The organism is Amycolatopsis sp. WAC 01375 (assembly GCF_003947325.1).
GTDB lineage: Bacteria > Actinomycetota > Actinomycetes > Mycobacteriales > Pseudonocardiaceae > Amycolatopsis.
In genome coordinates this window covers 83,849-109,626 of the sequence record NZ_QHHW01000037.1, presented here as the reverse complement: position 1 = coordinate 109,626, position 25,778 = coordinate 83,849, and the positions used below count along the sequence as shown (strand labels likewise).

The 25,778-nt window shown below is 69.3% G+C and carries 22 protein-coding genes; 6 read left to right on the top strand and 16 right to left on the bottom strand.

The window, feature by feature from the left end; translation table 11 throughout:
• Positions 1-151 precede the first annotated feature (151 nt).
• The 4 genes from DL991_RS26480 (at position 152) to DL991_RS26465 (ending at position 5,515) form a co-directional block, all read left to right on the top strand.
• Complete coding sequence (locus DL991_RS26480; protein WP_125787058.1) at positions 152-1,372, top strand: helix-turn-helix domain-containing protein; 1,221 nt, start codon at positions 152-154, stop codon at positions 1,370-1,372.
• A gap of 342 nt (positions 1,373-1,714) precedes the next feature.
• Entirely contained in the window at positions 1,715-2,704 is a 990-nt protein-coding gene (locus tag DL991_RS26475; protein WP_125787057.1) for an alpha/beta fold hydrolase, read from the top strand.
• A gap of 339 nt (positions 2,705-3,043) precedes the next feature.
• Positions 3,044-4,234, top strand: a complete 1,191-nt coding sequence (locus DL991_RS26470; RefSeq protein ID WP_199746689.1) for a helix-turn-helix domain-containing protein — start codon at positions 3,044-3,046, stop codon at positions 4,232-4,234.
• Between the two features lie 36 nt (positions 4,235-4,270).
• Complete coding sequence (locus tag DL991_RS26465) at positions 4,271-5,515, top strand: CdaR family transcriptional regulator (protein ID WP_125787055.1); 1,245 nt, start codon at positions 4,271-4,273, stop codon at positions 5,513-5,515.
• A gap of 100 nt (positions 5,516-5,615) precedes the next feature.
• Here DL991_RS26465 and DL991_RS26460 read toward each other — a convergent pair whose 3' ends face one another.
• The 12 genes from DL991_RS26460 to DL991_RS43010 all read right to left on the bottom strand — a co-directional run bounded on the left by DL991_RS26460 (position 5,616) and on the right by DL991_RS43010 (position 17,324).
• Positions 5,616-6,284, bottom strand: a complete 669-nt coding sequence (locus tag DL991_RS26460; RefSeq protein WP_125787054.1) for a hypothetical protein — start codon at positions 6,282-6,284, stop codon at positions 5,616-5,618.
• An 11-nt stretch (positions 6,285-6,295) separates the two neighbouring features.
• Complete coding sequence (locus DL991_RS26455) at positions 6,296-6,799, bottom strand: hypothetical protein (protein WP_125787053.1); 504 nt, start codon at positions 6,797-6,799, stop codon at positions 6,296-6,298.
• 5 nt (positions 6,800-6,804) lie between these two features.
• Positions 6,805-7,905: an MCE family protein gene (locus DL991_RS26450; protein WP_125787052.1), complete on the bottom strand. Its 1,101-nt coding sequence runs from the start codon at positions 7,903-7,905 to the stop codon at positions 6,805-6,807.
• Positions 7,905-8,882, bottom strand: a complete 978-nt coding sequence (locus tag DL991_RS26445) for an MCE family protein (RefSeq protein ID WP_125787051.1) — start codon at positions 8,880-8,882, stop codon at positions 7,905-7,907. The genes DL991_RS26450 and DL991_RS26445 overlap by 1 nt, the downstream gene beginning before the upstream one ends.
• Positions 8,879-9,883, bottom strand: coding sequence for an MCE family protein (locus DL991_RS26440; protein ID WP_125787050.1), 1,005 nt, complete (start codon positions 9,881-9,883; stop codon positions 8,879-8,881). Before DL991_RS26440 ends, DL991_RS26445 begins: the two co-directional genes overlap by 4 nt.
• Positions 9,883-10,893, bottom strand: a complete 1,011-nt coding sequence (locus DL991_RS26435; protein WP_233598991.1) for an MCE family protein — start codon at positions 10,891-10,893, stop codon at positions 9,883-9,885. Before DL991_RS26435 ends, DL991_RS26440 begins: the two co-directional genes overlap by 1 nt.
• Positions 10,890-11,903 carry an MCE family protein gene (locus DL991_RS26430; RefSeq protein WP_125787049.1) on the bottom strand — a complete coding sequence of 338 codons (1,014 nt, stop codon included), beginning with the start codon at positions 11,901-11,903 and terminating at the stop codon, positions 10,890-10,892. The genes DL991_RS26435 and DL991_RS26430 overlap by 4 nt, the downstream gene beginning before the upstream one ends.
• Positions 11,900-13,123, bottom strand: a complete 1,224-nt coding sequence (locus tag DL991_RS26425) for an MCE family protein (RefSeq protein ID WP_125787048.1) — start codon at positions 13,121-13,123, stop codon at positions 11,900-11,902. Before DL991_RS26425 ends, DL991_RS26430 begins: the two co-directional genes overlap by 4 nt.
• Entirely contained in the window at positions 13,120-13,959 is an 840-nt protein-coding gene (locus DL991_RS26420; protein WP_125787047.1) for an ABC transporter permease, read from the bottom strand. Before DL991_RS26420 ends, DL991_RS26425 begins: the two co-directional genes overlap by 4 nt.
• Before the next feature lie 4 nt (positions 13,960-13,963).
• On the bottom strand, positions 13,964-14,767 hold the full coding sequence (locus tag DL991_RS26415; protein ID WP_125787046.1) for an ABC transporter permease: 804 nt from the start codon (positions 14,765-14,767) through the stop codon (positions 13,964-13,966).
• A gap of 2 nt (positions 14,768-14,769) precedes the next feature.
• Positions 14,770-15,543, bottom strand: a complete 774-nt coding sequence (locus tag DL991_RS26410) for a hypothetical protein (RefSeq protein ID WP_125787045.1) — start codon at positions 15,541-15,543, stop codon at positions 14,770-14,772.
• 200 nt (positions 15,544-15,743) lie between these two features.
• A complete protein-coding gene (locus DL991_RS43010) occupies positions 15,744-17,324 on the bottom strand; it encodes a DUF6801 domain-containing protein (RefSeq protein WP_199754055.1) in 1,581 nt (526 codons plus the stop codon).
• Positions 17,325-17,607: 283 nt separating this feature from the next.
• On the opposite strand from DL991_RS43010, the gene DL991_RS26390 reads away from it, so the two are divergent.
• Both DL991_RS26390 and DL991_RS26385 read left to right on the top strand, forming a co-directional pair.
• Positions 17,608-18,552 (top strand): ATP-binding cassette domain-containing protein, encoded by a 945-nt coding sequence (locus tag DL991_RS26390; RefSeq protein WP_125787042.1) that lies wholly within the window; start codon positions 17,608-17,610, stop codon positions 18,550-18,552.
• Positions 18,549-19,403, top strand: a complete 855-nt coding sequence (locus DL991_RS26385) for an ABC transporter permease (RefSeq protein ID WP_125787041.1) — start codon at positions 18,549-18,551, stop codon at positions 19,401-19,403. Before DL991_RS26390 ends, DL991_RS26385 begins: the two co-directional genes overlap by 4 nt.
• Before the next feature lie 112 nt (positions 19,404-19,515).
• Here the strand turns inward: DL991_RS26385 and DL991_RS26380 are convergent, their stop codons facing one another.
• Genes DL991_RS26380 through DL991_RS26365 form a run of 4 tightly spaced genes read right to left on the bottom strand, consistent with a single transcriptional unit; the run spans position 19,516 to position 25,774 of the window.
• Positions 19,516-20,649 (bottom strand): glycosyltransferase, encoded by a 1,134-nt coding sequence (locus tag DL991_RS26380; RefSeq protein ID WP_125787040.1) that lies wholly within the window; start codon positions 20,647-20,649, stop codon positions 19,516-19,518.
• Positions 20,646-21,431 (bottom strand): alpha/beta fold hydrolase, encoded by a 786-nt coding sequence (locus DL991_RS26375; RefSeq protein WP_125787039.1) that lies wholly within the window; start codon positions 21,429-21,431, stop codon positions 20,646-20,648. The genes DL991_RS26380 and DL991_RS26375 overlap by 4 nt, the downstream gene beginning before the upstream one ends.
• 4 nt (positions 21,432-21,435) lie before the next feature.
• Positions 21,436-21,735 carry a phosphopantetheine-binding protein gene (locus tag DL991_RS26370; protein ID WP_101608575.1) on the bottom strand — a complete coding sequence of 100 codons (300 nt, stop codon included), beginning with the start codon at positions 21,733-21,735 and terminating at the stop codon, positions 21,436-21,438.
• Positions 21,736-21,751: 16 nt separating this feature from the next.
• The gene (locus DL991_RS26365; RefSeq protein ID WP_125787038.1) at positions 21,752-25,774 is read right to left on the bottom strand and encodes a beta-ketoacyl synthase N-terminal-like domain-containing protein; all 4,023 of its coding nucleotides are present in this window, start codon (positions 25,772-25,774) and stop codon (positions 21,752-21,754) included.
• Between the last annotated feature and the right edge of the window lie 4 nt (positions 25,775-25,778).

Below are 25,778 nucleotides of genomic sequence, written 5' to 3'. Positions count from 1 at the left end.
TCGGCGACTTTCGTTGCCCATTCAACGTCACATTCGCGGTACACGCGCTCGGCCGATCCAGTAGAAACACTGCGGCACCCGTTCCCGTCGATCCGACGCGGTTGCGCAAAGGGATTCACGTTTCCCGTCCTCGGTTCGAAGAAAATCAAAGGTGGTCTCGGTGGTCCATTACCGCGGTTTCGACATGCTGGCGACGTTGCCACGTTCGCTCGGCGAAGAACTGCGTCCGTATACCGGGCACGCCGCGGCGGCCATGGTCAACCAGGTACAGCGGTCCGTCCCCGCGTATTCACAACCGCTGCGCGGCGTCTTCGGCCGCGTCCTGGTCGTCTCGTGCGATCGCGCGGTGCGGCATTACGTCGACTGCATCGGCGATCCGGACGTGCCCCACGACCGCTGGATCGACTTCTACCGCATGCGCGGGCGGATCGAGTTCACCGAGGGCCGGAGCCTGGAACCGTTGCACGACAGCGTGACGGTCGGCGCACGGGCGGCGTGGCGGGCGATGCGGCCCATCGTGCGCGGGCTCGGCGTCGGCCTCGACGTCATCGCGCTCGCGGCCGAGTCCGTCTTCGTCTACGTCGACGAACTGTGCGCCACGACGATCGAGGGCCACCAGGAGGCGGAGGCCAGTGCGGCGGGCGCGATCCCGCTCCGGCGCCGCCGTCTGCTCGAACTGATCGCGCAGGCGCCGGAAGGGTCCGCGTGCAGTATCGCCAGCCTGGCCGACGGCGCCGGCTGGCGGGTGCCGGGGACGGCCGCCATGGTCGCGCTCCAGCGCGCTCCCGGCGCGCCCGCCTTCCCCGGCCATCTGCTGGACGACACCGTGCTGGCGGACCTCGACACCGCCGAGCCGTACCTGCTCACCGCGGATCCCGACGCCGACCTCGCGCCACTGAAGGACGCGCTGGACGGCTGGCGCGCGGCGGTGTCCCCCGTCGTGCCGCTCGCCGACGCCCCGGCCGCGCTCCGCACCGCCCGCCGTGCCCTGCTGCTGAACAGCGAAGACGCGCCCGGCCCGGTCATCTGGTGCCGGGACCACCTCGCCACGCTGTGGTTGCTCGCCGAGGACTTCCTCGGCGCCGAACTCGCCAAACAGAGTCTCGACCCGTTCACCTCGCTGAGCGAGAAACAGCAGGAGCGGCTCAGCGAGACCCTGCTTGCCTGGCTGGAAACCCGCGGCGGGGCACCGGAGATCGCGCGACGGCTCGGCGTGCACCCGCAGACCGTGCGCAACCGTCTCCGGCAGTTGGAGGAGCTGTTCGGCGACCGGCTCAGGGACGCCGACGACCGGCTGAACATGCAGCTGGCACTGCGCGCCCAGCGGCTTATGCGCGCCCACCGCCGCGACGAAGCGCCGCCAGGGAACTGACACGCCGGACCCGCCGTTCCGGTGGCGGCACGGTGGGGAGCACCCAGCGGAGGCCGCGGCGGGCACGCTTCGCCCTCGGCTGATCGACGTGGAAGTCCGCTCGGCAGGCCATCGCTTTCTCTCCCCGTGGTGACGGGTGTTTACCGACGCTTTCCTGAATACCGGGACGGTGGGAAAATGTCGATGCGCGATTGCCCGGCGGTCCCGGTTTTGGCATCCGTCTCGGGGTCCGCCCCGGCATTCTTGTCACCCCGGTCGCAAATGCCGGACGTATCCCGCGACACGCTGACGGACCGGGCTTTCTTCACGTTATTTTGACGCCTGACAACCGAAAGGCGGGACATGGCCCTCGAAGCGCGCACACTGACCCTGCACGGGCGGGAAATCCGGCTGCGGGAATACCTTCCGTCCACAAAGGACGCCGCGGGCGAGCCGCTCGTACTGCTGCACGGGATCTCGGGCAGCGGAGAGACCTGGGCGCCGTTGCTCGACCATTTCGAGCGGACCGGGTTCGGGCGCCGCGTCCTCGTCCCCGACCTCCCCGGCCACGGCGATTCCGCCGCCCCTCGGGCCGATTACGGCCTCGGCGCGATGGCCAGCGTGGTCCGTGACGTCCTCGCGCTCACCCGGAACCGGCACGCGACCATCGTCGGGCATTCCCTCGGCGGCGGGATCGCGATGCAGTTCGCCTACCAGTTCCCGGAGATGTGCGCCCGGCTGGTGCTCGTGGGCAGTGCCGGACTCGGCCCGCAGGTGGCCCCGGTGCTGCGCGCGACGGCGCTGCCGGGCGCCAACGCGACACTCACCCTGGCGGTCAACCCGGTCACCGTCGCGATCGCGCGCGGGTTCGCCGCGGCCGGCCGCGCTCTCGGCGGGAAGCTTTCCGCCGAGACCCGCGAGCTGACCCGTCACCTTGCGTCACTGGCCGACCCTGGCAGGCGGCGGGCGTTCCTGTTCATCGCGCGCAGCCTGATCGACCTCCGCGGTCAGCGCGCGAGCGCGATCGACAAGCTCTACCTCGCCCGCGAAGTGCCCACTCTCGTCGTCTGGGGCGCGCACGATCCGCTCATCCCGGTCACGCACGGCCGTAAGACGGCCGAAGTGCTGCCGGACAGCCGCTTGACGGTGTTCGAAAATGCGAAACACTTTCCACATGTGGCCGACCCGGCCCGGTTCGGCGGCGAGCTCGAACGCTTCCTCACCGAGACCGCGCCCGCCCGGTTGACCCTGGACGAAGTCGTCGAGGTGCTCATCCGCGCCAGCGAGGCGGCGGAAGAGCTCGAAAACGCCCCGGAAAAGTTGTCATCCGGACGCCATCTCAGGCCTGCCTAAATGTCACTCACCGCCGGAATGGACCACCCGTTCGGGTGTAGTCCATCCAGGTGGCCGATCAAGGTCCCGCCAGCCGTTGACAGTCCTCTCGGCCGGATTTTATGTTGCGTGAGCCACAAAATCTGGATCGGCTTCACCGTTGAAGAGGCTGATTTTGTTGCTAACAAGGATAAAAACATGACCGACTTGGATACCGGGTTGTCGCGGAACGATCTGCGGACCGCACGGCCAGACCCCGACGTGCGTCACCCCGCCACCCCGCACCGCCAGCCACCGGGTCCGGTCCAACGACCGCGCGCCTTCACGCCGGCACCGAGAACCCCAGTGGAGAACCGACCTGTGCGCAGCACCGGTGCGAATGGACTGTGGGCGTCACTGCCCAGAGACCTGGGCGAGCGGTTCCGGCCGCGGGCCGACCCCTTGGCACGAGCCATCCTTCAGGAGGTGCAACGAGCCGTCCCCGAATACGCGCAGCCACTGGAAGGCGCGTTCGGACAGATCATCACGCAGGGTATCCGGCAGGCGATCCTGCACTGCCTCGATACCATCGGTCAGGGGACGACGGCGCTCGACAAATGGTCGGCGGTGTTCCGCAACCTCGGCAAGGTCGAGTTCAACGAAGGCCGTAGTCTCGATTGTCTCCAGACGGCCTACCGCGTCGGCGGTCGCGTCGCCTGGCGGCACGTTTCGGAATTCGGGCAGTCGATCGGAGCGGACGCCGATCTCCTGTGCACCGCGGCCGAAGCGATTTTCGCTTACGTGGACGAGATTTCCGCACTTTCGATCGAGGGCTACACGGCCGCGCAGGAACGGGCCGCGGGCACCAGGGCGAGACGCAGGCGAAGGCTGCTCGAACTGATGCTCTCCGATCCGCCGTCCTCACCGCAGTCGATCGCGTCCCACGCCGCCAACGCCCAGTGGGCGCTGCCCACCGAGATCACCGTCGTCGCACTGGAGCGGCGGCTCGGCCCACTGGACCCCGACAGCGCCGACCTCGACGCCGACGTCCTCGTCGATTTCGAGGGTCCCAAGCCCTGCCTGGTCACGGGCGACCCCGAAAAACACCTGAAGGATCTCGCCGAACGGCTCCCCGGCTGGCGCGCGGTGATCGGCCCTGCCGTGCGGCTCACCGAAGCGCCGCGCTCCCTGCTGTGGGCTCGCCGCACGCTGCGGCTGGTCCAGCGCGGGATCCTGCCGGACAACCCGGTCACGAGGTACAGCGATCACCTGTCCACCCTGTGGCTGCTCGCCGACGAGTTCCTGGTCCGTGAGCTGTGCACGCGCAGCCTCGCCCCGTTCGACGACCTCACACCCAAACAACGGGCGCGGCTCGGGGAGACGTTGCTGATCTGGCTCCAGTCCCGGGGCAGCGCTCCGGAGATCGCGAAGAAACTCAAGGTCCACCCGCAGACCGTCCGCTACCGCATGCACCAGCTCATCGATCTCTTCGGCGACCGGTTGAACAACGCCGACGACCGGCTCGACATGGAGATCGCGCTGCGCGCGGAGGCCTTGCTCGCCCAGGACTGACAGATCAGCGTTTCCCACTCACAACGAGGTGACGAGGTGACCCGACCGCAGGATGCCCGCAGCGGGGTCGAGGCGACGTACGGCCCGCTCCTCACGCCCGCTCGGCCGGGCGGGTCGAGCGGGCGCCCCGTCCAGCTCTGGGCGCTGCTGCCGAGAGAGCTGGCGACCGTGTTCCGGCCGGTGCTTGCCGACGTGGCCGGGGAAGTGGTCCGCGAGATCCAGCGGACCATCCCCGACTACGCGCGGCCACTGGACGGCGCTTTCGGGAAGGCGCTCAAGACCGGCGTCCAGATGGCGTTCCTGCAGTTCGTGGAGCGGATCGGGAACCCGGAGGCGCCGTCGGAAGACCGCCGGAGCGTGTTCCTGAGCCTGGGTGTCCAGGAGTTCCAGCAGGGCCGCAACGTCGACGTCCTCCAGGCGGCGTACCGCGTCGGCGCCAGGGTGACCTGGCGCCGCGTCGCCGAAGCCGGCCGCCGCGCGGGGGTGCCTTCCGCGACGCTGTGCCTGCTCGCGGAAGCCATCTTCGCCTATATCGACGAGCTGTCGGCGCTGTCCGTCGAGGGCCACGCGGAGGCGCGGGAAAAGGCCGCCGGCGCACTCGAACGCCGTCGGCACCGGCTGATGGAACTCCTGCTCGCCGAACCGCCGTCGCCGCCCGACGTCATCAAACACGCCGCCGACCTCGCCCGCTGGCAACTCCCCGAGCTGCTCGTCGCCGTCGCGCTGGAGCAGTCGCCGGACGAAACCCCGGCGATCGCGTCGACCGCGCTGGCCGACTTCGAGACCACCTCCCCCTGCCTGCTGCTCCCCGCGCCGGAACCGGACGATCGGGAGCGATTCGCCGAAGAACTGGCGGGCAGGCGCGCCGCGGTCGGCCCCGCCGTCCCACCCGCTTTCGCGGCGCGCTCCTTGCGAGCCGCGCGAGAAGCCCTGCGGCTCGTCGACTCCGGCGCGCTCCTCGACGAACCCGTGACGTGGTGCGTCGACCATCTTTCGCGCCTGTGGCTGCTCAAGGAACCGTTCCTGGCCGCGGAGCTGGTCCGGGAACGGCTCGGGCCGCTGACCGGATTGACCGGCAAGCAGCATTCGCGGCTGGCCGGGACGCTGCTGGCGTGGCTGGAGACCTGCGGGAACGTCCGTGAGGTGGCGGAACGGCTCGCGGTGCACCCGCAGACGGTGCGGTCCCGCGCTCAGGAACTCGAGACGCTGTTCGCCGACGGGCTGCGGGACCCTGAGCGGCGGTTCGAGATGATCCTGGCCCTGCGGGCGGCGCCCTCCTGAGGCTTTACGTTTGAAGGCCCCCTTCCCTCGGCTGAGCCGGGGGAAGGGGGCCTTCACGCAACGACAGCACCACGCAAGTAGGTGACTAATTGCGGAAGCGCTAAGCGGCGGCCAGAGCGGTCACCCGCCACCTACCGTCGGAGCGTTCGGCGGTGACGCTCAGCTGAGCCGCACCCGTACTGCGTTGCCCGTCCCCGCGCACGCCGGTCTGGTCCAGGAACACCAGCAGCGACGCCCGGTCGCCGTCGAGGACCTTGACCCCCGAGACAACCGGAGTCGAGGTCACGACCAGTTTCTGCTCCGCCGCCAGTCCCCTGACCTGCGCGAACAGTTGGTCGTACTGCCCAAGCGCCGGCCCGGTGAGGACCTCTTTCGCGGCTTGTTCACTCTTGGCGGGGTCGTCGTAGCGGTAGGAGAACACCGTGCCGAGCGCCTTGCCGATCTGGTCGCCGACCTCCGCGGTGGTGGCGACGTCGGTCAGCGCGGTGTTGTGCGCCAGTACCGCCGTGGTGTCCCGCGCTTCGATGGCGAACCACCCCGCGAGGCCCGCCATCACCAGCGCGACCGCGCCGAACACCAGCGGGAGACGGCGACGTCGCACCGGCTCGACGACCTCGTCGGCGGGCTCGGCGCCCGGATCGGCGGAGTCGGCCTCCACGACCTCGTCGGTGGCTTCGGGGGGAGCATCGAGAACCCGGGTGCTCCCGCCCATTTTCCCGGCCACCTTCACGGTGCGCCGCGCCGGTTTGACGGCTCGTTTCGTGGTCATCCCGTCCTCCGTCAGGGCTTTCCGGTGTCGGTCACCGGCACCTGGCCGAGCGACGTGACGCGCCACCCGTCCGGCGTGCGGTTCAGGCCGGCGCGGAACCGGTTGTGCTTGGTGACGGCTTCCCCGCCTTCGGGCCGGACTTCGAGTTCGACCGAGGCGATCACCTCGGCGGTCCCGCCGCCACTGTCCACTTCGGTCACCGCGGCGTCGACGACCCGGCCGGTGGTCACGGTCTTCGCCTGGTTGATCCGGCCGAGTCCGCCTTCCCTGTCCCGCGCCAGCTCTTCGTGCAGCGCGCCGCCGGACAGGTTCAGCCAATTCTGGTAGCCCTGCTCCGCCTGCCGGTAGTCCAAAGTGGTCAGTGCGGTGACCGCCTGCCTGCCCACCTGCAAGGCCTCCTCGCGGACCGTGGCCCGTGCGACGCCGTCGTCCCGGCTCGCGTCCCACCAGGAGTGGCCGAACCAGGCCGCCAGCGCCGTCGCGACCGCTGCGAGGAGTGCGGCGATTCGAGTCATGGCCTTCACCTTCCCGGCACGTTCTGCGAACCGCGCACGTTCGTCGGGTTGCCCTTGGGCAAGGCACAGCGCGCCGCGGTGTTCAACGGGCGCGGCGACGTGTCGAGTCCGTCGCGGTAGCCGGTTCCGTAACCGGTGACACACGGCGGCGGATCGAAGAACGTCAGCGAGAGGCCGACGCGCGCGCCGTCCGGCCCCATGATCGCGTGCCCGGCGGCGACCGCTTTCGGCGCGGTGACCAGCAGTTGCTCGAGGCCGTCCTGTCGCGTTTCCAGTACGTCCGCGGTGGTCAGCAGGTTCGCCAGCAGGATGCCGAGGCTCGGCCCGGTCTCCCGCAGGAGCGTACTGACCTCGTTCGCGGCCGCCGGGACGGCCGGGATCAGCCGGCGCAGATCGCCGTCGGAGCTCTTCAGCGTCGCGGCGAGCAGTTTCGCGTTGGCGCCGAACGAGCGGATCGCGTCCGCCTGCGACATCTGTGTGTCGAGCACGGTCTGCGCGTCGGTCACGAACCTGGTCAGCGGCCCGACGTGCGCGCTCGCTTCCCGCACGAACTCGATGCCCCGCCCGACGAGCTGGTCCAGTGCCGGGCCCGCGTCGGACGTCGCGTTGTACAGCTCGTCGACCACGGTCCGCAGGGCCGGTTTCGGCACCGAGTTGGCGAAAGAGTCCACACTGGACAGCACGACGTCCACCGGCAGCGGGATCTTCGTATCCGCCTCGCTGATCACCGAACCGTCCTGCAGCATCGCGCCGTCGCCACGCCGAGGCCGCAAGTCGACGTACTGCTCCCCGACGGCGGACCGGTTCGCGACGACGGCTTCGGTGTCCGCCGGCACTTCCGGGGCGCCCGGATCGATTTCCAGATCGACCTCCATCCCGGAGGCGGTCAGCCGCAGTTCGCCGACCCGGCCGATCGGCACGCCCCGATAGGTGACCTCGGCGTTGCCGAAGATCCCGCCGCCGGTGGCGAGCCGCACCTTGACGGTGTACCCGCGGTCCAGCACCAGTTTGTCCAGCCCCGCGTACGTCGCGCCGACATACGCGACACCGAGGACCGCGATGACCACGAAGACCACCAGCTGGGCGCGGACGAATCTGGTCAGCATCAGCGGCCACCACTGTTCTTGAAGGTCAGGAAGGTGTTCAGGTAGTCACCGCGGATGGCCTCGAGCGCGGCGTCGGGGAACGGGAAGGTGAAGATCATCTCCATCGCCTTCGGCAGCTTGTCCCCCGAGTCGGCCAGTTTCCGCAGCAGCGGTTCGAGTGCCTTCAGATCCGCGACGAGGTCGTCCTTGCTGCGGTTCACCGTCTCGACCGCGACCGAAGTGAGCCCGTCCAGCGATTTCAGCATCCCGACCAGCGCCTGACGCTGCTGGTTCAGCACCTCGATCCCGGGCGTGAGCCCGTTCAGGGTCGCCTTGATCTCCTCGGTGTTCGCGTTCAGTGTCACCGCGAGTTTGTTGACGCTTTCGATGGCGCGAGTGATCTCGGCCTTGTGTTCGTCGAGCCCGCGCACGAACTTGTCCAAATTGGACAGGAGGCTGCGGGCCGCGCTTTCCTTGCCGCCGAGCGCGTCGTTGAGTTCGCGGGTGATGTTCTGCACCTGCGCGACGCCTCCACCATTGAGCAGCAGGGAAAGCGCGCCGAAGACCTCCTCGATCTCCGGGGTCAGCGACGAACGCGCCAGCGGGATCACGGCGCCGTCGGCCAACCGCCCGCTCGGGGTGCCGTCGTCCGGCGGTGCGAGCTCGACGAACTTCTCGCCGAGGATGCTCGCCTGCCGCAGCCGGGCGACGGCGTTGGCAGGCAGGTTCACGTCTCCGTTGAGCAGCAACCCGACGATCGCGCTGCGGCCGTCCGGCGCCAGTTCGACGGTCCGCACCTGGCCGACCGGGACGTCGTTGATCTTCACCCCGGACTGCGGCACGAGATCCAGGACGTTGCTGAAGCTGGCCGTGACGTGGATCGGCCGCTCGCCCAGCGCGGCACCGCCCGGCAGCGGGATGTCGTAGACGTCGACACCGCCGCTGCACCCGGTGGCGGCCAGGACAACGATCAGGACGGCAGCGAGCCGGGTTTTCATTTCGCCCCCGAGAATTCGGTGAGGTTCCCTCGGCCGTCCAGTGTTCCGGCGCCCTGGTTGTACGCACCGAGGACGTTCGCCAGCGCGTTCGGCGCCGCGTCGAGCGCCTCGCTCAGCGAGGCCTTCTGCTGGCTGAGCACCTTGGTGATCTCGGCGAGTTTGTCCACATCGGACTTCACCTTCCCGCGGTTGTCCTTGATGAAGCCCTGCACGACGCCGAGCGCCTCGGTGAGTTCGGTCATCGCGCCGGAGAACTGGTCCCGCTGATCGGCCAGGATCTTGCTGATCGAGGAGATCTGCTGGATCGCCTGCTTCACCTGGCCGTCGTTCGAAGCGAGCATCGCGGTGAACTTGCTGATGTTGTCGACGGTGGTGAACAGGTCGTCCTTCGAATCGCTCGCCGTACGGGCGAATTCGCCGAGGTTCTTGATCGCCTCACCGAGTTTGCCGCCGTTGCCGTCGAGGTACGCCGCGGCCTTCGTCAGGACGTCGCTGACCGCGCCGTCCCGGTTGGCGCCCTTCGGCCCCAGCGCGGTCATCAGCTGGTTGAGGCTGCCCAGGAGTTCGTCGACCTCGACCGGGGTCACGGTGCGCTCCGGCGGGATCCGGGCGTCGCCGCCCAGTTCCGGTCCGCCCACGTACACCGGCGTGAGCTGCACGTACCGGTCGGCGACCAGACTCGGCGTGATCACGACGGCGCCGACGTCGGCGGGCAGTTTGACGTCCGGCCGGACCGTCATGGTCACCTCGACGTTCGTACCCCGCGGCTCGACCTTGGTCACCGAACCGATCGGGACCCCGAGCACGCGCACCTCGGTGTTCGGGTACACCCCGACGGTCGCGGTGAAGAACCCGGTCACGACGCGGTCGGCCTGCCGGGTCAGCAGCGGCCACGCCGCCGTGACGAGCAGTCCCACGACGACGGCGAGCGCGAGCCGCCGCACCCAGGACCGTCGCCGGGCCTGTCCGCCGAGATCGGCCAGCGTGAAGTGGCGCCCCATCAGCGTCCCCCCTTCCTTGACGGCATGCAGCTGCCCGGTGTGCCACCGGTCGGGACGAGCCCGCAGATGTAGGTGTCGATCCAGCGGCCATTGCCGACCGCGTTGCCGAGCAACCGGTAGAAGGGGCCGGCCAGCCGCAGGCTCTCGGTGAGCTTGTCCTGGTTGCGTTGCAGCACGGTGGCCACGCGATCGAGCTGGTCCAGCGCGGGGCCGAGCGTCTTCTGGTTGTCCGCCACCAGCCCCTTGAGCTGTACCGACAGGTTCTTCACGCCGCTGAACAGTTTCGCGATGGCGTCCTTGCGCGCGTTCAGCTCCGTGAGCAGCGTGTTGCCGTCGCGGATCAGCGCCTCGATCTGCTGTGACCGCTCGCCGAGGGTCTGGGACACCTTGTTCGTATTCTGGAACAGCTTCACCAGCTCCTCGTCGCGCGACGCGAGCGTCTTGGACAGCGCGGTGATGCCGTCGAAGGCCGTCCGGACCTCCTGCGGTGTGGAGGCGCCGAGCGTTTCCGACATCGTCCCGAACGCCTTCGCCAGCTGATCGGTGTCGATCGCGCCGACCGTGTTGGCGAGGTCGTTGAACACCGTGGTGACGTCGTAGGGCGAACTGGTGCGCTGCACCGGGATCGGCTCGTCCGGATCGAGTTCCCCGTTGCCGACCGGGTCTAGGACCAGGTTCTTCTGCCCCAGCAACGTCTTGATCTTGATCGCGGCGGTGGTGCGGTTGCCGATCCAGGTGTCCTTGACCCGGAACAGGACCTTGACGCGACCGCCGTCCAGCAGGACGTCGGACACCTCGCCGACCTTCACCCCGGCGACCCGGACCTCGTCGTTGCGTTTGAGCCCGGCGGCTTCGGTGAATTCGGCCGCGTACGTGGTGCCGCCGCCGACCAGCGGGAGGTCGTCGGAGAAGAAGACGGCCGAGCCCGCCGCGGCCATCAGCGCCGCCGTGACGGTGCCGACGACGATCGGGTTACGGCCGCGGAAGGGTTTGATCCTCGGCGCTTTCACCGGCACCGTCCCTGGGTCGACGGGATACCGACCGGTGGGCCGCCCGGGGCGGGTGGCGCGTCCGATTTGACCGAGCACAGGTAGAAGTTGAACCACGAGCCGTACGAGACCATCGCGCCGATGCGGTCCAGCTTCTTCGGCAGATTCGTCAGGAACTGCTCGAACACGGGGGTGTTGTCGGCGAGGTTCTTCGACAGGTCCCCGAGCGTGTCGATGCTGGCCTTCAGCGGCGCGCGGCCGTCCTGGAGCAGGCCCGCGGTGGCGGTGGTGAGCTCGCCGAGCCCGCCGATCGCCTGTCCGATCGGTTTCGCGTCACCGGCGAGCCCGGAGACCAGCTGCGCGGTGACATCGACGAGTTTGTCGAATTGATCGCCTTGGGAGTTCAGCGTGTCGAGCACCGTGTTGAGGTTCCCGACCACCTGGCCGATCAGCTCGTCCTTGCCCGCCAAGGTGCTCGTGAGCGAGGCGGTGTGTTCGAGCAGGCTGTCGACGGTGCTCCCCTCGCCCTGCAGCACCTGGACGATCTCGAACGACAGCTGGTTGACGTCGTTCGGCGACAGCGCCTGGAACAGCGGTTTGAACCCGTTGAACAACGCGGTGAGGTCCAATGCCGGATGTGTCCGTTCCGGCGGGATCAGCGCGCCCTCGTCCAGTGCCGCCGGTCCGTCCTGGCCGGGATCGATCGAGAGATACCGCTGGCCGACGAGGTTGCGATACCTGATGGTGACCGTGGCACCCGACGTGAGCCGTCGCTTGTTCTCGATCGAGAACCGCACGTCCGCCAGCCGCCGTTCGACCACCCCGACCGAATCCACCTGCCCGATGCGGACACCGGACATGCGGACCTCGTCGCCGGGGTTGACCGACGTGGCGTCGGTGAATCTGGCGGTGTAACCGACCGTCGTGCCGACTCCGGAGTTGGCGATGGTGATGGCCAGGATCCCGGTCGCCACCACGGTGATCACGAAGAAGATCAGGCCTTTGATCGCAGGCCCCGCGACACCCCTCATCGGACGGTCACCTCCGTACCGCGCAAGGCCGGGCCCACGAGCACGCTGCTCCAATCCGGGACCTCGGCCGGCTTCATCCCGAGCGACGGCGCCAGCAGCTCGGCGACCAGCCCCCGCTCCCCCTTCGAATTGGCCGGGCCGAGGTCCCCATCGGCGGCGAACGCCACCGCCGCCGAAGTCCCGCCGCCGCCGTAGCACCGCGGGCCGCCCTTCTGGTCGAACCGCGGATCGTCCCGGCCGGGCACGTATTTGTCGCGCGGGTCGTGGACGGACAGCGTCACGTGCAGACCCGGCTCGCCGGTGCCCTTGCCCAAGGCCTTCTCCATCACCGGTTTGAGCCGGTTCACCGCGTCGAACAGGCAGGGGAACTCGGGTGAGTAACGGGAAAGCAGCTCCAGGGTCGGCCTGCTCTTCACGCTGACGCCGATGATGTTGTCCTTGTTCTGCACCAGGAACTTGTTCATGTCGCCGCTGGCGGCGGTGACGCTGCTGTACAGCTTGTCCAGGTCCGCACGAGTGTCCACAATGGTCTTCGCCGTCGTCGAGAGATCAGAAAGGGCCTTGAGGATGTCCGGCGCCGCCCCGGTGTACAGGTCCGCCACGTCGGCGAGGCCGCTGATGTCGGCCTTGAACCGCGGCATCAGCGGGTTCACCTGGCCGAGCAGGTCGTTGAGCTGGACAATGCTGTCCCCCAAGGATTTCCCGCGATTGTCGAGGGCGAGCGAGATCGCGCCGAGTGAACTGTTCAGCTTCTGTGGCTGCACCGCCCGCAGCAGCGGCAGCAGATCGCCGAGAACGCGTTCCAGTTCGATCGCGTTGGAAGACCGGTCCTGGCCGATGACATCGCCATCTTGCAGCGAGCCTCCTTCCGGCCGGTCCGGGAGCACGAGATTGACGTAACGCTCACCGAAGACCGTCTTCGGCAGCAACCGGGCCGAGACGTTGCGCGGCAGCTGATCGATCTTCGCCGGGTCGATCGCGAGGTCGATCTCCGCGCCGTCCGCGCTGCCCCGTACCGCCCTGACCTCGCCGAACGGGACCCCTCGGACCTTGACCTCGGCGGGCGGGGCCAGCTGGTTGCCGACCCGGTCGGTCTTGAGCGTGACCAGTTCCGCACGGTCGAAGTCCTTGTTGAAGATCGCCACGGAGAGCCAGCCGAGCAGCACCAGGATGACGAGGAAGATCACCCCTGCCGCCTGCGTCCGTGCCCGCGCGCTCATCCCGAGACCTTCACCGTCGTGGTGGCGCCCCAGATCGCCAGGCTGAGGAACAGGTCGAGCACGCTGATCAGCACGATCGACGTCCGCACCGCGCGGCCGACCGCGACCCCGACACCCGCCGGGCCGCCCGCGGCGCGATAGCCGTAGAAGCAGTGCGTGAGGATGACGCCGACGCTGAACACGAGGACCTTGACGAACGACCACAGGACGTCTTCAGGCGGTAGGAACAGGGAGAAGTAGTGGTCGTAGGTTCCGCCGGACTGTCCGAAGAAGACGACCGTGGTCACCCGCGAACCGAGGTACGAGATCAGCAGGCCGATCACGTAGAGCGGGATGATCGCGATGAACCCGGCCACGATCCGGGTGGTGACGAGGTACGGCATGCTGCGCACGGCCATCACTTCGAGCGCGTCGATCTCCTCGGAGATCCGCATGGCGCCCAGCTGCGCGGTGAACCCGGCGCCGACCGTCGCGGACAACGCGAGCCCCGCCGAGAGCGGTGCGATCTCGCGCGTGTTGAAGTACGCGGTGAGGAAGCCGGTCATCGCGGAGATGTTGATCTGGTTCAGCGCGCTGAAACCCTGCAGCCCCACCGTGATCCCGGTGAACACGCACAGGCCGACCATCACGCCGACGGTGCCGCCGATCACCGCCAGCGCCCCGCTGCCGAAGGTCACCTCGGCGAGCAGGCGCACCACTTCGCGGAAGTAGCGGGTGACGGCCATCGGGATCGCCGCGAGTGCGCGGATGTAGAACAGCAACTGGTCGCCCAGCTCGAAAAGACTGTTACCGGGGCGTTTCAACGCTTCCTTGGCCCGTTCGGGGACGCTGGTCACGGGATCAGGTTCCCTTCGCCGGGACGAGCTGCAGGTACAGCGCGGTCAGGATGGTGTTGACGAAGAACAGGAGCAGGAACGTGATCACCACCGACTGGTTGACGACGTCACCGACGCCTTTGGGGCCGCCCCTGGGGTTCAGCCCCCGGTAGGCCGCGACGACGCCGGCGAGGAAACCGAAGATGAACGCCTTGATCGAGCTGACCACGAGGTCGGGCAGCTGGGCGAGCGCGTTGAAGCTCGCGAGGTACGCGCCCGGGGTGCCGCCCTGCACGATGACGTTGAAGAAGTAGCCGCCGAGCACGCCGACGACGCTGACCAAACCGTTCAGTAGCACCGAAACGCCGATGGCCGCCTGCACACGGGGCACGATCAGCCGATGGATCGGCGAGACGCCGAGCACCTCCATCGCGTCGATCTCCTCGCGGATGGAGCGGGCGCCGAGGTCCGCGCAGATCGCCGAACCACCCGCGCCCGCGATGATCAGCGTGGTCACGATCGGGCTGGCCTGCTGCACCACGGCGAGGACACTCGCGGCGCCGTTGAACTGCTGCGCGCCGATCTGGCTCGTGAGCGAACCGAGTTGCAGCGAGATCACCGCGCCGAACGGGATCGACACGAGGATCGCCGGCGTGATCGACACACTCGCGATGAACCAGAACTGCTGGATGAACTCCCGAACCTGCACCGGGCGGCGGAACATCGCGAGGACGACGTCGATCCCCATGGCGCACATGCGGCCGAATTCACGCAGCCCCGCGGCGGCCTTCTCCGGCGCGCGGGCGAGCAGGGTGACTGGATTGGCCATCGTCAGGCTCCGCATCCGTTGGGGGGCGGGCCCGAGCCGACGCACCGCAGCACGAGGTTGGTGACCAGGGTGTTGCCGGGGCCGGAGACCAGGCCGGTGAGCAACGGGCTCAGGTCTTCACGCACGCCGCACCCGCTGAACCCGGGCGTCGCGAAGGTGCTGGTGACCTTCACCGGCGAGGCGGGGAACGCGAGCGGCACCAGGGCCTTGATGTTCACCACCACCGACTGCGCGGTCCGGCAGTTCGGGCCGACGTCGAGGACCTTGCCGTCCACTTTGACGTTCGAGAGCTTGATGAACACCTTGTTGGTGACGTCGGTGTGCGCGCAGATGTTGGTGCCGACCTCCTTGCAGTCGCCAGTGGCGCCGGTGTCCACATCGACGACGCCGGTCGCGTCGCCGTCCGGGATGAGTTCGACGGTGCCGGTGGCGGGCATGAACCGGAAGGAGATGAAGTAGCTCGACGTCGACGGGATGGCGAGCTTGCCGGTGATCGGCGAGGTGTCGCTGAAGCCGAGGATCGAGCCGTCGAACCGGCCCTGCGGGAACGTGATGTCCGAGCCGAGTTTCGCGATGCGGCTCGTGGTGGGCTGCTTCTCGTCGCCGACGTAGAAGCCGAACTTCAACCCGGCCTGCGCGGCGGCGGGCGGCTTTTCGGGTTCGGCCTGCCGGCTCCGCGCGGGCTCCGCGGAGGCGGAAGCCAAGGAAAGCGCCCCCAGCCCCAGCACCACCGGGAGCAGGAAGGCGCGCGGGACGCGCCCGGTCATCACTGACATTCGGGCTTCCTCACTTCGACTTTCTCCGGCCGAACGGCCAACTCGTGCAGCACGCTACTGGCGGAAGATCAGGGACACAAGTAATGCGGGAATGGACGGGCGGAATCGCGGAAATGTTGTAATGGGCGTAACTGTTTCGAGTGACTTCTCGTGAGTGGCAATGACGGTTCTAACCGTCATTGCCACTCACGAGACCGAACCTACTTCTTGAGGGTGATCTCCAGGCTGTTCCCGTCGCCGGAGGCCATCGCGCTGATCATCGGCGTCAGCGGGCCACAACCGCGGAACTGCGGCAGCTTGTATTCAGCGGTCAGCTTTCCGCCCTTCAACGGGTTGAAGCCGTGCGACGAAACCAGCGGGATGTCGGCGGGCCGGGCGGTCTTGCAGGTCGAACTCGCCATGATCGGGAACCCGAACAGCCGCACCGTGAGCAGCTTGACGTCGGCCTTCGCGTCGGCCTTCACCGCGCCGGCGTCGACGGTGCCCGTCACGTCGCCGACCTGGTCGACCTTCACCGTCGCCGAGGCAGGGAAGAAGCCGAGGAAACGGAACTGCACGTTCGACGGCGGCAGCGACAACCGCCCGGTGAACCTGCCCGACTGCGCGTTCAGTTTCGCGCTGAACTCACCGGGGCCGAGCGGGAGTCTCGCGTTCAGGCCGGCGATCGTGGTCTTGCCCTTGACGCCGTAGGTGATCTGGGTGTCGCCTGGCGGCTGCGTCGTCGTGGTTGTCGTGGTGGGCGCGGTGGTCGGGCTCGTCGGTGTCGGCTCCGTGGCGGGAGTCGGCTGGGTACTCGACGTCGGGGTGGGCTCGGTCGTGGAAGTCGGCTCCGTGGTGGGTGTCGGTTGCGTGGTCGACGTCGGCTCCGTGGTCGGGCTCGTCGGCTGGGTCGTGGTCGGAGTGGGTTCTGTCGTCGGCGTCGGCTGGGTGGTGGGAGTCGGCTCCGTGGTCGGAGTGGGGTCCGTGGTGGGAGTCGGCTGTGTCGTGGGGGTCGGTTGCGTGGTCGGCGTCGGCTGAGTGGTGGGGGTCGGCTGAGTCGTCGGCGTCGGCTGAGTCGTGGTCGGGGTCGGCTCCGTGGTCGGGGTCGGCTCCGTCGTGGGAGTCGTCGGCGTCGGCTGGGTGGTGGGCGTCGTCGGGGTGGTCGGCGTCGTAGTGCCACCGTCGGCGGGCTTGATCTCGAACGTCCCCAGCTGCTGGTTCTGTCCCGGCTGGACGACACAGTCCGAGGTGAAGGTGCCGAGGTCGGTCGGCTGTCCCTGCGCGTTCTTCGGCGTCATGGTGGTGCTGAAGTTCCCGACCGTCACGAAAGCCGTGCCCGGGCTGGGGAAGGTGACCGCGGGCGCCTTGCCGCTCGTCTTGACGTGGAATTCGCCCGATTCCGGCACCGGCGTGACCGGGATGACCAGCGGCAGGCCGAGGTTCAGCGTCTTGTCGACCGGATACTTCAGTACCGCGGCGGCCTTCGCGCTGCCTTCGACGGTGGTGGCGCCCACGAGCACGAGTCCCGCTGTCGCGTCCGCCGGGACGGTGACGTCGACGTCGAACGTGATCGGTGTGGAGGTCTTCCCGGCCACTGCGTCGTCCGGCAGGACGGTGTCGACCTTCACGACCAGGGTCTGGTCGCCGATCAACGGGAACGGGCAGGTGTAGTTCAGCGTCAGCGACGCGGGCGCCGCCTCACTCAAGCCGGAACCGACGACAGCCAGGGTGGCCGCGACGGCGGCCACCGTACCGGCGGCCAAGGCTTGCACGGATCTTTTCGACTTCAGTGGGAACTTCACAACGGTCACTCCCGGGAATCGGAGAATTGCGTGATCCGCCGAAACGGCGCGGACACGAAATCGACAAATTACCTGCGCCCAGCCGCACCGGCAAGGACACCGAATCCGTCGCTTTTTCTTTGTCATACGCATGCGGTCGGCCGTTTGATTCACTGGCATCGGCATCCTCGCGAAATCGTTTTTGTCACTTCCGTCAACAGCCGCGAGCGAGGAACTGTCACGCGCACCCGGAGTCCGCTCGCGTTCATTGCGGCCGCGTCGGAACAGCCGCTACGTTCGGCGAATGGAGCAGGCTGCCATCGAGGTGACCGGCCTCGCCAAGCACTACGGTGAAGTGACGGCCCTCGCCGGCATCAGCCTTCGTGTCGGCCGCGGCACCGTGCTCGCGGTGCTCGGCCACAACGGCGCGGGCAAGACGACGCTGATCGACATCCTCAGCACCCGGGTCAAGCCGAGCGGCGGCAGCGCCAAGGTCTGCGGTTTCGACGTCGTGCGCGCCGGGCACCACGTCCGGCGGCGGATCGGGGTCACCGGCCAGTTCGCGGCGGTCGACGACGCGCTCTCCGGCCGCGGCAACCTCGAACTCGTCGCCAGGCTGCTGGGCGCGAACCGGCGCCAGGCCAGGGCCCGCGCGGCCGAACTGCTCGCCATGTTCGGCCTCGACGACGCCGCGGACCGTCCGGCTCGGACGTACTCCGGCGGAATGCGGCGACGGCTCGATCTCGCCGCGGGGCTCGTCGGCTCCCCCGAAGTCCTCTTCCTCGACGAACCGACGACCGGCCTCGATCCGCTCAGCCGGGCGGGGCTCTGGGACGGCGTCGAACGACTCGCCGCACGCGGCACCACCGTCGTGCTCACCACGCAGTACCTCGAGGAGGCGGACAGGCTGGCGGATCACGTCATCGTGCTGGGGCTGGGGCACGTCACGGTTTCCGGCCGGCCGTCGGAACTGAAGGCCCGGCTCGGGGAACGGACCGCGACCTTGACCTTCGGCACCGACCTCGCCGCCCGCCGTGCGCTGGCCGCACTGCACCGGCTCGGCATGGGCTGCACGACGTCAGCCTCCGGGCTGGTGGTCGGCGTCGCGCTTTCCGGGCCCGCCGACATCACCGTGCTGGTCCGCGCGCTCGACGCGGCGGGCGCGCCGATGAAGGACCTCACCGTCGCCGAGCCGACACTCGACGACGTCTACCTTTCCCTGCACCGGAATCCGGCGGTCACGACATGACCGAGGCACGCCACCGCGCGCCGTCGCCGTCGGCGCTGACCGATCCGGCGGCCTGGCCGCCGAGCACCTTCGCCACCCAGGTCCGGGTGCTCGCCGCCCGGTCGCTGAAGACCGCGTTCGGCGACCGGCGGCTGGTGTTCTTCGGTCTGCTGCAGCCGATCGTGCTGCTCCTGCTGTTCAGCCAGGTCTTCAACGGGGTCAGCACACTGCCCGGGGTCGCGGCCTATCAGGGCTACGTGAACTTCCTCGTCCCGGCGACGCTGGTGAACATCGCGATGACCACGGCGATGAGTTCCGGCGCCGGCCTGCTCGCGGAGATCTACAGTGGATTCACCGGACGGCTCCGCTGCATGCCCATCAGCCTTTCCGCCGTCCTGGTGGCGCGCACCATCTCCGACTCCGCCAGACTCGGCGTGCAACTGCTGGTGACCGCACTCGCCAGCGTGGTGCTGCTGGGTTTCCGGCCGACCGGCGGCGTTTTCGGTGTCACCGCGGCACTTCTGCTCACGCTCGTCGTCGGCTGGTGCCTGAGCTGGATCTTCGTCGCCATCACGACCTGGCTGCGCAAGGCCGAAACCCTGCAGATGGCGTCCTTCGTGGTCATGTTCCCGCTGATGTTCTCCTCCAGCGCGTACATGCCGCTCGAGACGATGCCGACCTGGTTGCGGGTGGCCTCGGCGCTCAACCCGCTGACCTACGCGATCGACGCGACAAGAGCGCTCGCGCTTGGCCGCCCTTCGGGCTGGTCGATCCCCGTCTCGCTCGCCATCGCCGCCGTGGCGGCGCTGGCGGGCGGGTGGATCGCGGCGAGGACGTTCCGCACACCGCGGGACGTCACCCCGATGGCCTGAGGCCGAACCCGGAACTCGCGTGATTGAAGGCGTAACACGCGTGATTGAAGCCGTATCTCGCGTGTTACGCCTTCAATCACGCGAGATACGGCTCCAAGCACGCGAGTTACGCTCAGCGCGGCAGGGACTCCAGGTGGTCCGCCGCCGCTACGACTCCCCCGGCCGCCGCGAACGAGGCCCGCACTCGCGCGGCCGCGGCGGCGTAGGCGGGCTCCGTCAGCACTTCGGTGACCGTGCGGCGGATGTCGGGTGCCTTCACGCGGTCGAAGCGCAGCCGCAACCCGGCACCGGCGGCCTCGACCTGCTGAGCGAGCATCGACTGGTCGTCCCGGATCGGCGCGATCACCAGCGGCAGCCCGGAAGCGAGGGTCTCGCTGACGGTGTTGTGCCCGCCGTGGCAGATCACCGCCGCCGCCTTCCGCACCAGCTCCGGCTGCGGAATCCGTTTGGCCAAAAGCACATCGTCGCTGATCAGCTCACCGGTGGGATCGACGACCAGACCTTGGACGTCCGGCATCCCGGCGAGGGCGTCGACGCATTCGGACAGGAAGCGGCGGCCGAGGGCGGCGTTGGCGGTGCCGAGGGTCGCGAGGACGAGCGGACGGCCGTCGAGCAGGTCCCACGAGAACCCCAGCGGGGGCGCGGGGGCCAGCGCGGGGCCGACGAACCGGACCGCGCCCGCGTCGGCGATCGGCCCCGTCAGGGACACGGTCGTGAAGGCCAGGACGAGATCCGGGGAGAAGCGCAGGTCGCCGCAGGACACCTTGTGCCGCTCGCGAAGACCGTCCTGCAGGCCGTCGACCCAAGCGGCGATCTTCGGCATGGCGCCCAGCGGATCGCCGAGTTCGGTCGACGTCGACGCCGACGTCGCCCACGGCAGACCGCGGCGGCTCGCGACGAGGGCACCCGCGAAGGCCTGCTGATCGGCGATCACGACGTCGGGACGGAAGTCGTCGACCGCCTTCTCGACCCCGGGCACCATCGCGTCCGCGAGCGGAACAAGATACTGCTCCCACAGGAACTTCAACGCCGCGAACCCGCGCAGGCCTTCGGGACGGCGCTCCACCGCGAACTCCAGCGCGTCGCCCGCCGCGTACACCCGGCCCGCGCGCGTCAGCTCGGACGTCGTGGGTTCCGGGCCGCACCAGGCGACGTCGTGGCCGCGCCCCACCAGTTCGGTGGCCACCGCGCGCAACGGCGCCACATGCCCGGTGAGCGGCGGGACGACCAGCAGGAACCGGCTCATCCGCGTGGCCTCCCGTGCCGGGAGATCCAGTTCAGCAGCAGCTCCCGGACTTCCCGGTGCTGCTCGACGAGCACCGAATGCCCTTGGCCTTCGAACACGTGCAACTCCCCGCGGGGCAACAAGGACGTCAGCGCGGTGAGGTCGTCGGCCTGATAGCCGTGACTGCCCAGAATGGACAGTACGGGGCAGTCGATCCCGGCCACCTGGTCCATGGTCAGCAACGGGCCGAGCGGGACCTCCTCGGCCATCGACGTCGCCATGATCCGCTCTGCCGCCATTCGCGCGAGCCGCCGGTGATGGGCGCTGTAGTTGGCCTCGATCCAGTCGAAGCTCTCCTCGACCTTCAAGAACCGCACGGTGTGCTCGAGGATCTGCGCCATCTTGTCGGCCCACAGTTCGGTGGCGGGCTCCGATTCGATGCACACGATGCTGCGCACACGGTCCGGTTTCGCCACGGCGTAGCTGTAGGCGAGGGTGCCGCCGAAACTGTTGCCGACCAGGTGGACCGGCCGGTCGAGATCGAGCTGGTCCAGCAGGTCGTCGAGGTCGGCGATGAAGTCCGCGATCGTGTACCCGCGCTCGGGGCGTTCGGTCTTGCCGTGCCCGCGCAGGTCGTAGCTGATCACGTCCACGCCGGCGGCGGCGACCGGCGGGGCCAGCGTGAGGTAGAAGCTCGCGAGGCTGTCGGTGCCCATGCCGTGCAGGAACACCACGGTCTCCGTACCCCCGCCGGGCACGAGCTGCACGTTCGTGCGCAGCCCGTTGACGGTCATCGTCGGCACCGCTTCAGCCCCGTTCGCCGAGGCGGGCGGCGACGTAGTCCGCGATGTCGCCGACGCGGAGTCCGATCACGTCGTCCAGGTCCTTCTCGGCCAGGAACTCCGCGAGGTTCACGTCCGCGCCGAAGAACTCGGCGAGGATGCTCGCGAAGGTGACCAGGTCGATGCTCTCCAGCTGGAGATCCTCGTGGAAGGTGGTCTGCGGGGTGATCTCGATGCCGAGGACGTCGGTGTCCCCGACCAGTTCCCTCAGCAACTCGGCCACGGTCCCGAAGACCGACGCCGGGCTCTGCTGTTCGATCGTCATGCTCTGCTCCTTGCTCTTACCCGCGGTTCCAGGCCACCACGTGCCCGGGGATTCCGGCGAATTCCGCCCCGATACCGATCTCCTCGGCGAGCCCGGCAGGCTCACCTTCCGCCCGGATCGCGATCCGGGGTGGCGTCGCGGCCGGCTCGCGGACGAGGGCGACCGCGACCTCTCCTGCCGACGCGACGGCCACCGCCAGCGGCGGCACCGTCCGGCCGTGGAGGCCGGTCACCCTGGTCCCGTCGGCGCTCACGCGGAGCTCCGCCGGGTACACGCCGTCCCAGCCGAGTTTCGCGCGGACGGCGTCCTTGATCGCGATCCGTTCCAGCAGCCAGCCGCGCTGCCGCCGGGGCGCGCAGGCGGCGAACTCGGCGCGTTCCTCCGCGCCGAGGTAGACGCCGGCGTAGATGTCGCGCGCGGCGGGGCTCGGCCAGCGGTCGGTGACCAGGGTCCAGCCGCCGTGGTGATCCTCGGAAAGCCGGTGCCGGTCCGGGAAGGCGTAGACCCGGTGTGCGGGCCGGTCGCACGGGAACCGGATGTCCCGCCACTGTTCGATCCTGGCCAGCACGGCACCGTCGCGCACGAGTTCGGCGTCCATCTCCAGCACGTCCGGCCGCGGCAGCCGGACCCGGACCACGCACCGCAGCCGGGTGCCCGGCGCCGGTTCCGGCCCGTACCAGGTGATCCGGCCCATCGACGTCGGGAAGGCCAGCAGCGCGTCCGCCTTGGTGGCCATCAGCCAGCAGCCGAGCAGCTGGCCGACGTTGTCCAGCAGCGCGCCGGGCGCCGATGGCACGACGAGGTCGCCGCGGATATGCCGTTCGCCCAGCCCGATGAGCTTCGCGAGCCCTTGGTAGGCGGGGCCGTGGAACATCTCGCGTCGCGGGTAGATCTCGGCGGCGCTCAGCGGCGGCGCGGTTTCCGGTCCCGGGAGCGGGGACGGCCGGGGCGCCGTGGGATACCGCTGCGCCAGGTGGACGTCCATACTGGCGTGCGGTCCTATCTGGACACTGATCCGGTCGCCTTCGCGGGTCATCGAAAGCGGCACGCGCACCGACGGCGCGGCGATCAGCCATCGGGAGAACGCGGCATTGCTCACGCCGGTCGCGACCGAACCCGGCCAAGCCCGTTCCGCTTCCCGGCAAGCCAGTTCGACCAGCGTCGTCGCCGGGACCGTGGGGCGGAAGTCCGCTTCCTCGGGCCAATCCTCGCGCTGACGGAAGAACCGGTGATCCACCAGGTACGGCATCGTGGCGAGTGAGACGTCCACAGTGGACTCGAAGGTCCGCCGTGCCGCCGCGTTGACGACACTCGCCGCCGCCTGACGGGTCTCGGAGAGCAGCGCGGTGAACTCGGCGACGATCGCGTCCGGCACGCCGTCGACCAGCTCGGGAACCGCGCCGTCGAACATGCCTTTGACGTCGCCGTCGACCGAGAGCAGCGTGCCAGCCGTGTCGATCCGGGTCCGGCGTGGTTCCAGCGCGTCGAACGCGGGCCGTCCGCCTTCCGCCCAGACCGCGGTGGCCACCCGGCGCAGCTGCGCGAGACCGGGCCGCGTACCGGAGGACGCCGGGATGACCAGGTGCGGCCGCGAACCCAGCGTGTCCGTCACGAACGAACCGAGCTGACCGGCTCCCGCCTGCACGAAGACCCGGGCGCCGTCGGCGTAGAGCGCCTCGACGAGCTCCCGGAACCGGACCTTGCGCACCAGATGGGCCAGGTACAGCTCGCGGACCTCCACCGGATCCGCGGGATACGGCCGCGCCGTGGTCGCCGACCAGACCGGGATCCGCGGCGGCTTCAGGTCCAGTTCGGCGGCGAGCCGGGTGAACGGGCCGAGCCGGGAGCGCATCAGCGGGGTGTGGAACCCGGACCGGAACGGCAGTGTCCTGGCGACGACGCCGTGCTGGGTGCACAGCTTGGCGAGCCGGGCGGCGGCCGCCGGATCCCCGCACACGATCGTCTGCCGCGGCGCGTTCTCGTGGGAGATCATCAGCTCCGGTTCGGCGGCGAGCAGTGCCTCCGCGCGTTCGGCGGAGCAGCCGAGAACGAGGAATTCGGCGTCGGGCAAGGTGAATCCCTGTGGCCAGTACTGGGCCAACATGTCCTCTGTGGACTGTCCCGGATACATCCCCGCAGCCTGCATCGCGGTCCATTCGCCGACGCTGTGCCCGGCGAGCAGATCCGGCGTGATGGCGAGCCGTCGCAGCGCGGTGTCGAGCAGCAACCCGACCTGGGACACGCTGGAGGCACGCGAAAGCACACTCGCCGTCGACCACTCGGGCCGCTCCAGGCCGAAGTGCCGGGCGACGTCGGCGCAGCGCGGTTCCGCGTCGGCCTCCAGGCCGGGGTAGACGAACGCGGTCTTCGCCCCGTTCTGCTGCAACAGAGGCTCCGTGCCGCACCAGATGTCGTTGGGCCCGCGCCAGGACTTGCCCTCGGCCGTGACCTTCGCGAGCACCCTCCGCGCGACTTCCAGCCGCTTCCCGGTCGGGCCGACGATTCCGATCCGGCACGGGCCGTGTCCGCCGGATTCCGGCTCCTGGCGGTCGAGCAGCGCGCGCAGTTCGTCCGGTGTGGACCCCGCGAGCCGCAGGACCCGCTCGGGCTCCACGGTCACCTTGGCCCGTTGTGGCCGCGCGGGTGCCGGGTCGGCCTCCTCCAGCACCACGTGCGCGTTGACGCCGCCGAATCCGAAGGCGTTGACCGCCGCCCGCCGCGGGACGTCGCCCGCCTGCCACCGCTCGGCGGCGGCCAGTGTGCGGAACCGGGTCTTGTCCAGCAGTGGACTGGGATCGGCACAGTTCAGGGTGGGCGGCAGGACGGCGTGGTGCAGCGCGAGCGCCGCCTTGATCAGCCCGGCGGCCCCGGCGGTCGGCATGGTGTGCCCGATCATCGCCTTGACCGCGCCGATCGCGGCGCGCGGTCCGTCCGGCGGGCCGAACACCTCGGCGAGGGTGGTCAGTTCGGCCGCGTCCCCGGTCGGTGTCGCGGTCCCGTGCGCCTCCAGCAGGCCGAGCGCGCCGGGCGCGGTGGGATCGAGGCCCGCCGACGCCCACGCGCGGCGCAGCGCCAGGGTCTGGCCCGCGACGGCCGGGCTGAGCAGGCTCGCGCCCTTGCCGTCGCTCGACGTCCCGGAACCGCGCAGCACCGCGTAGACCCGGTCGCCGTCGCGGCGTGCGTCGTAGAACCGTTTCAGCACCACGATCGCGGTGCCCTCGCCGATCAGCAGGCCATCCGCGTCGCGGGAGAACGGGCTGATCCGCTGGCTCGGTGACAGGGCGCCGAGCTGGGTGAACATCGACCAGAGTGTGTCGTCGTGGCAGTGGTGCACGCCGCCTGCCAGCACGACGTCGCAGCGGCGACGGGAGAGCTCGCCGATCGCCTGGTCCACGGCGAGCAACGAGGACGCGCAGGCGGCGTCGACCGTGTACGCCGGGCCGCCGAGGTCCAGCCGGTTGGCGACCCGCGACGCGGCGAGGTTCGGCACCAGCCCGATCGCGCTGTCCGGCCGGAACTCGCCGAGCGGTTCCAGCAGCGCGTCGCGGAGCCTGTCGAGCATTTCCGGTCGCGCCGACGGGAGGAGATCCCGGACGGCGCCGGTGATCTGACGGACCGACCGGACGCGCTGGTCGAACCGCTGGAGCCCGGGCGAGAGGTAGCCGCCCCTGCCGAGGATCACGCCGACGCGTTCGAGGTCGCCCAGCCGCCGCAGGCCACCGGCGTCGTCGACGGCGGAAGCGGCCACGGCCAGCCCGACCAGCTGGTCGGGTTCCATCCCGGCGACGGAACTCGGAGCGATGCCGAGCGCGGTCGCGTCGAAGTCCAGGCTGTCGGCGACGAACCCACCGCGCCGCCCATAGGTGCGGTCGGGAGTGCGGCCGTCACCGTCGTGGAAGCTCGGATCCCAGCGGTGCGGCGGGATTTCCGTGATCGCGTCGGTGCCGGAAACGATGTTCTGCCAGTACTCGTCCACAGTGGACGAACCGGGAAGGAAGACACCCATCCCGACGATCGCGACCGGCTCCTGGTTCACCACGGCC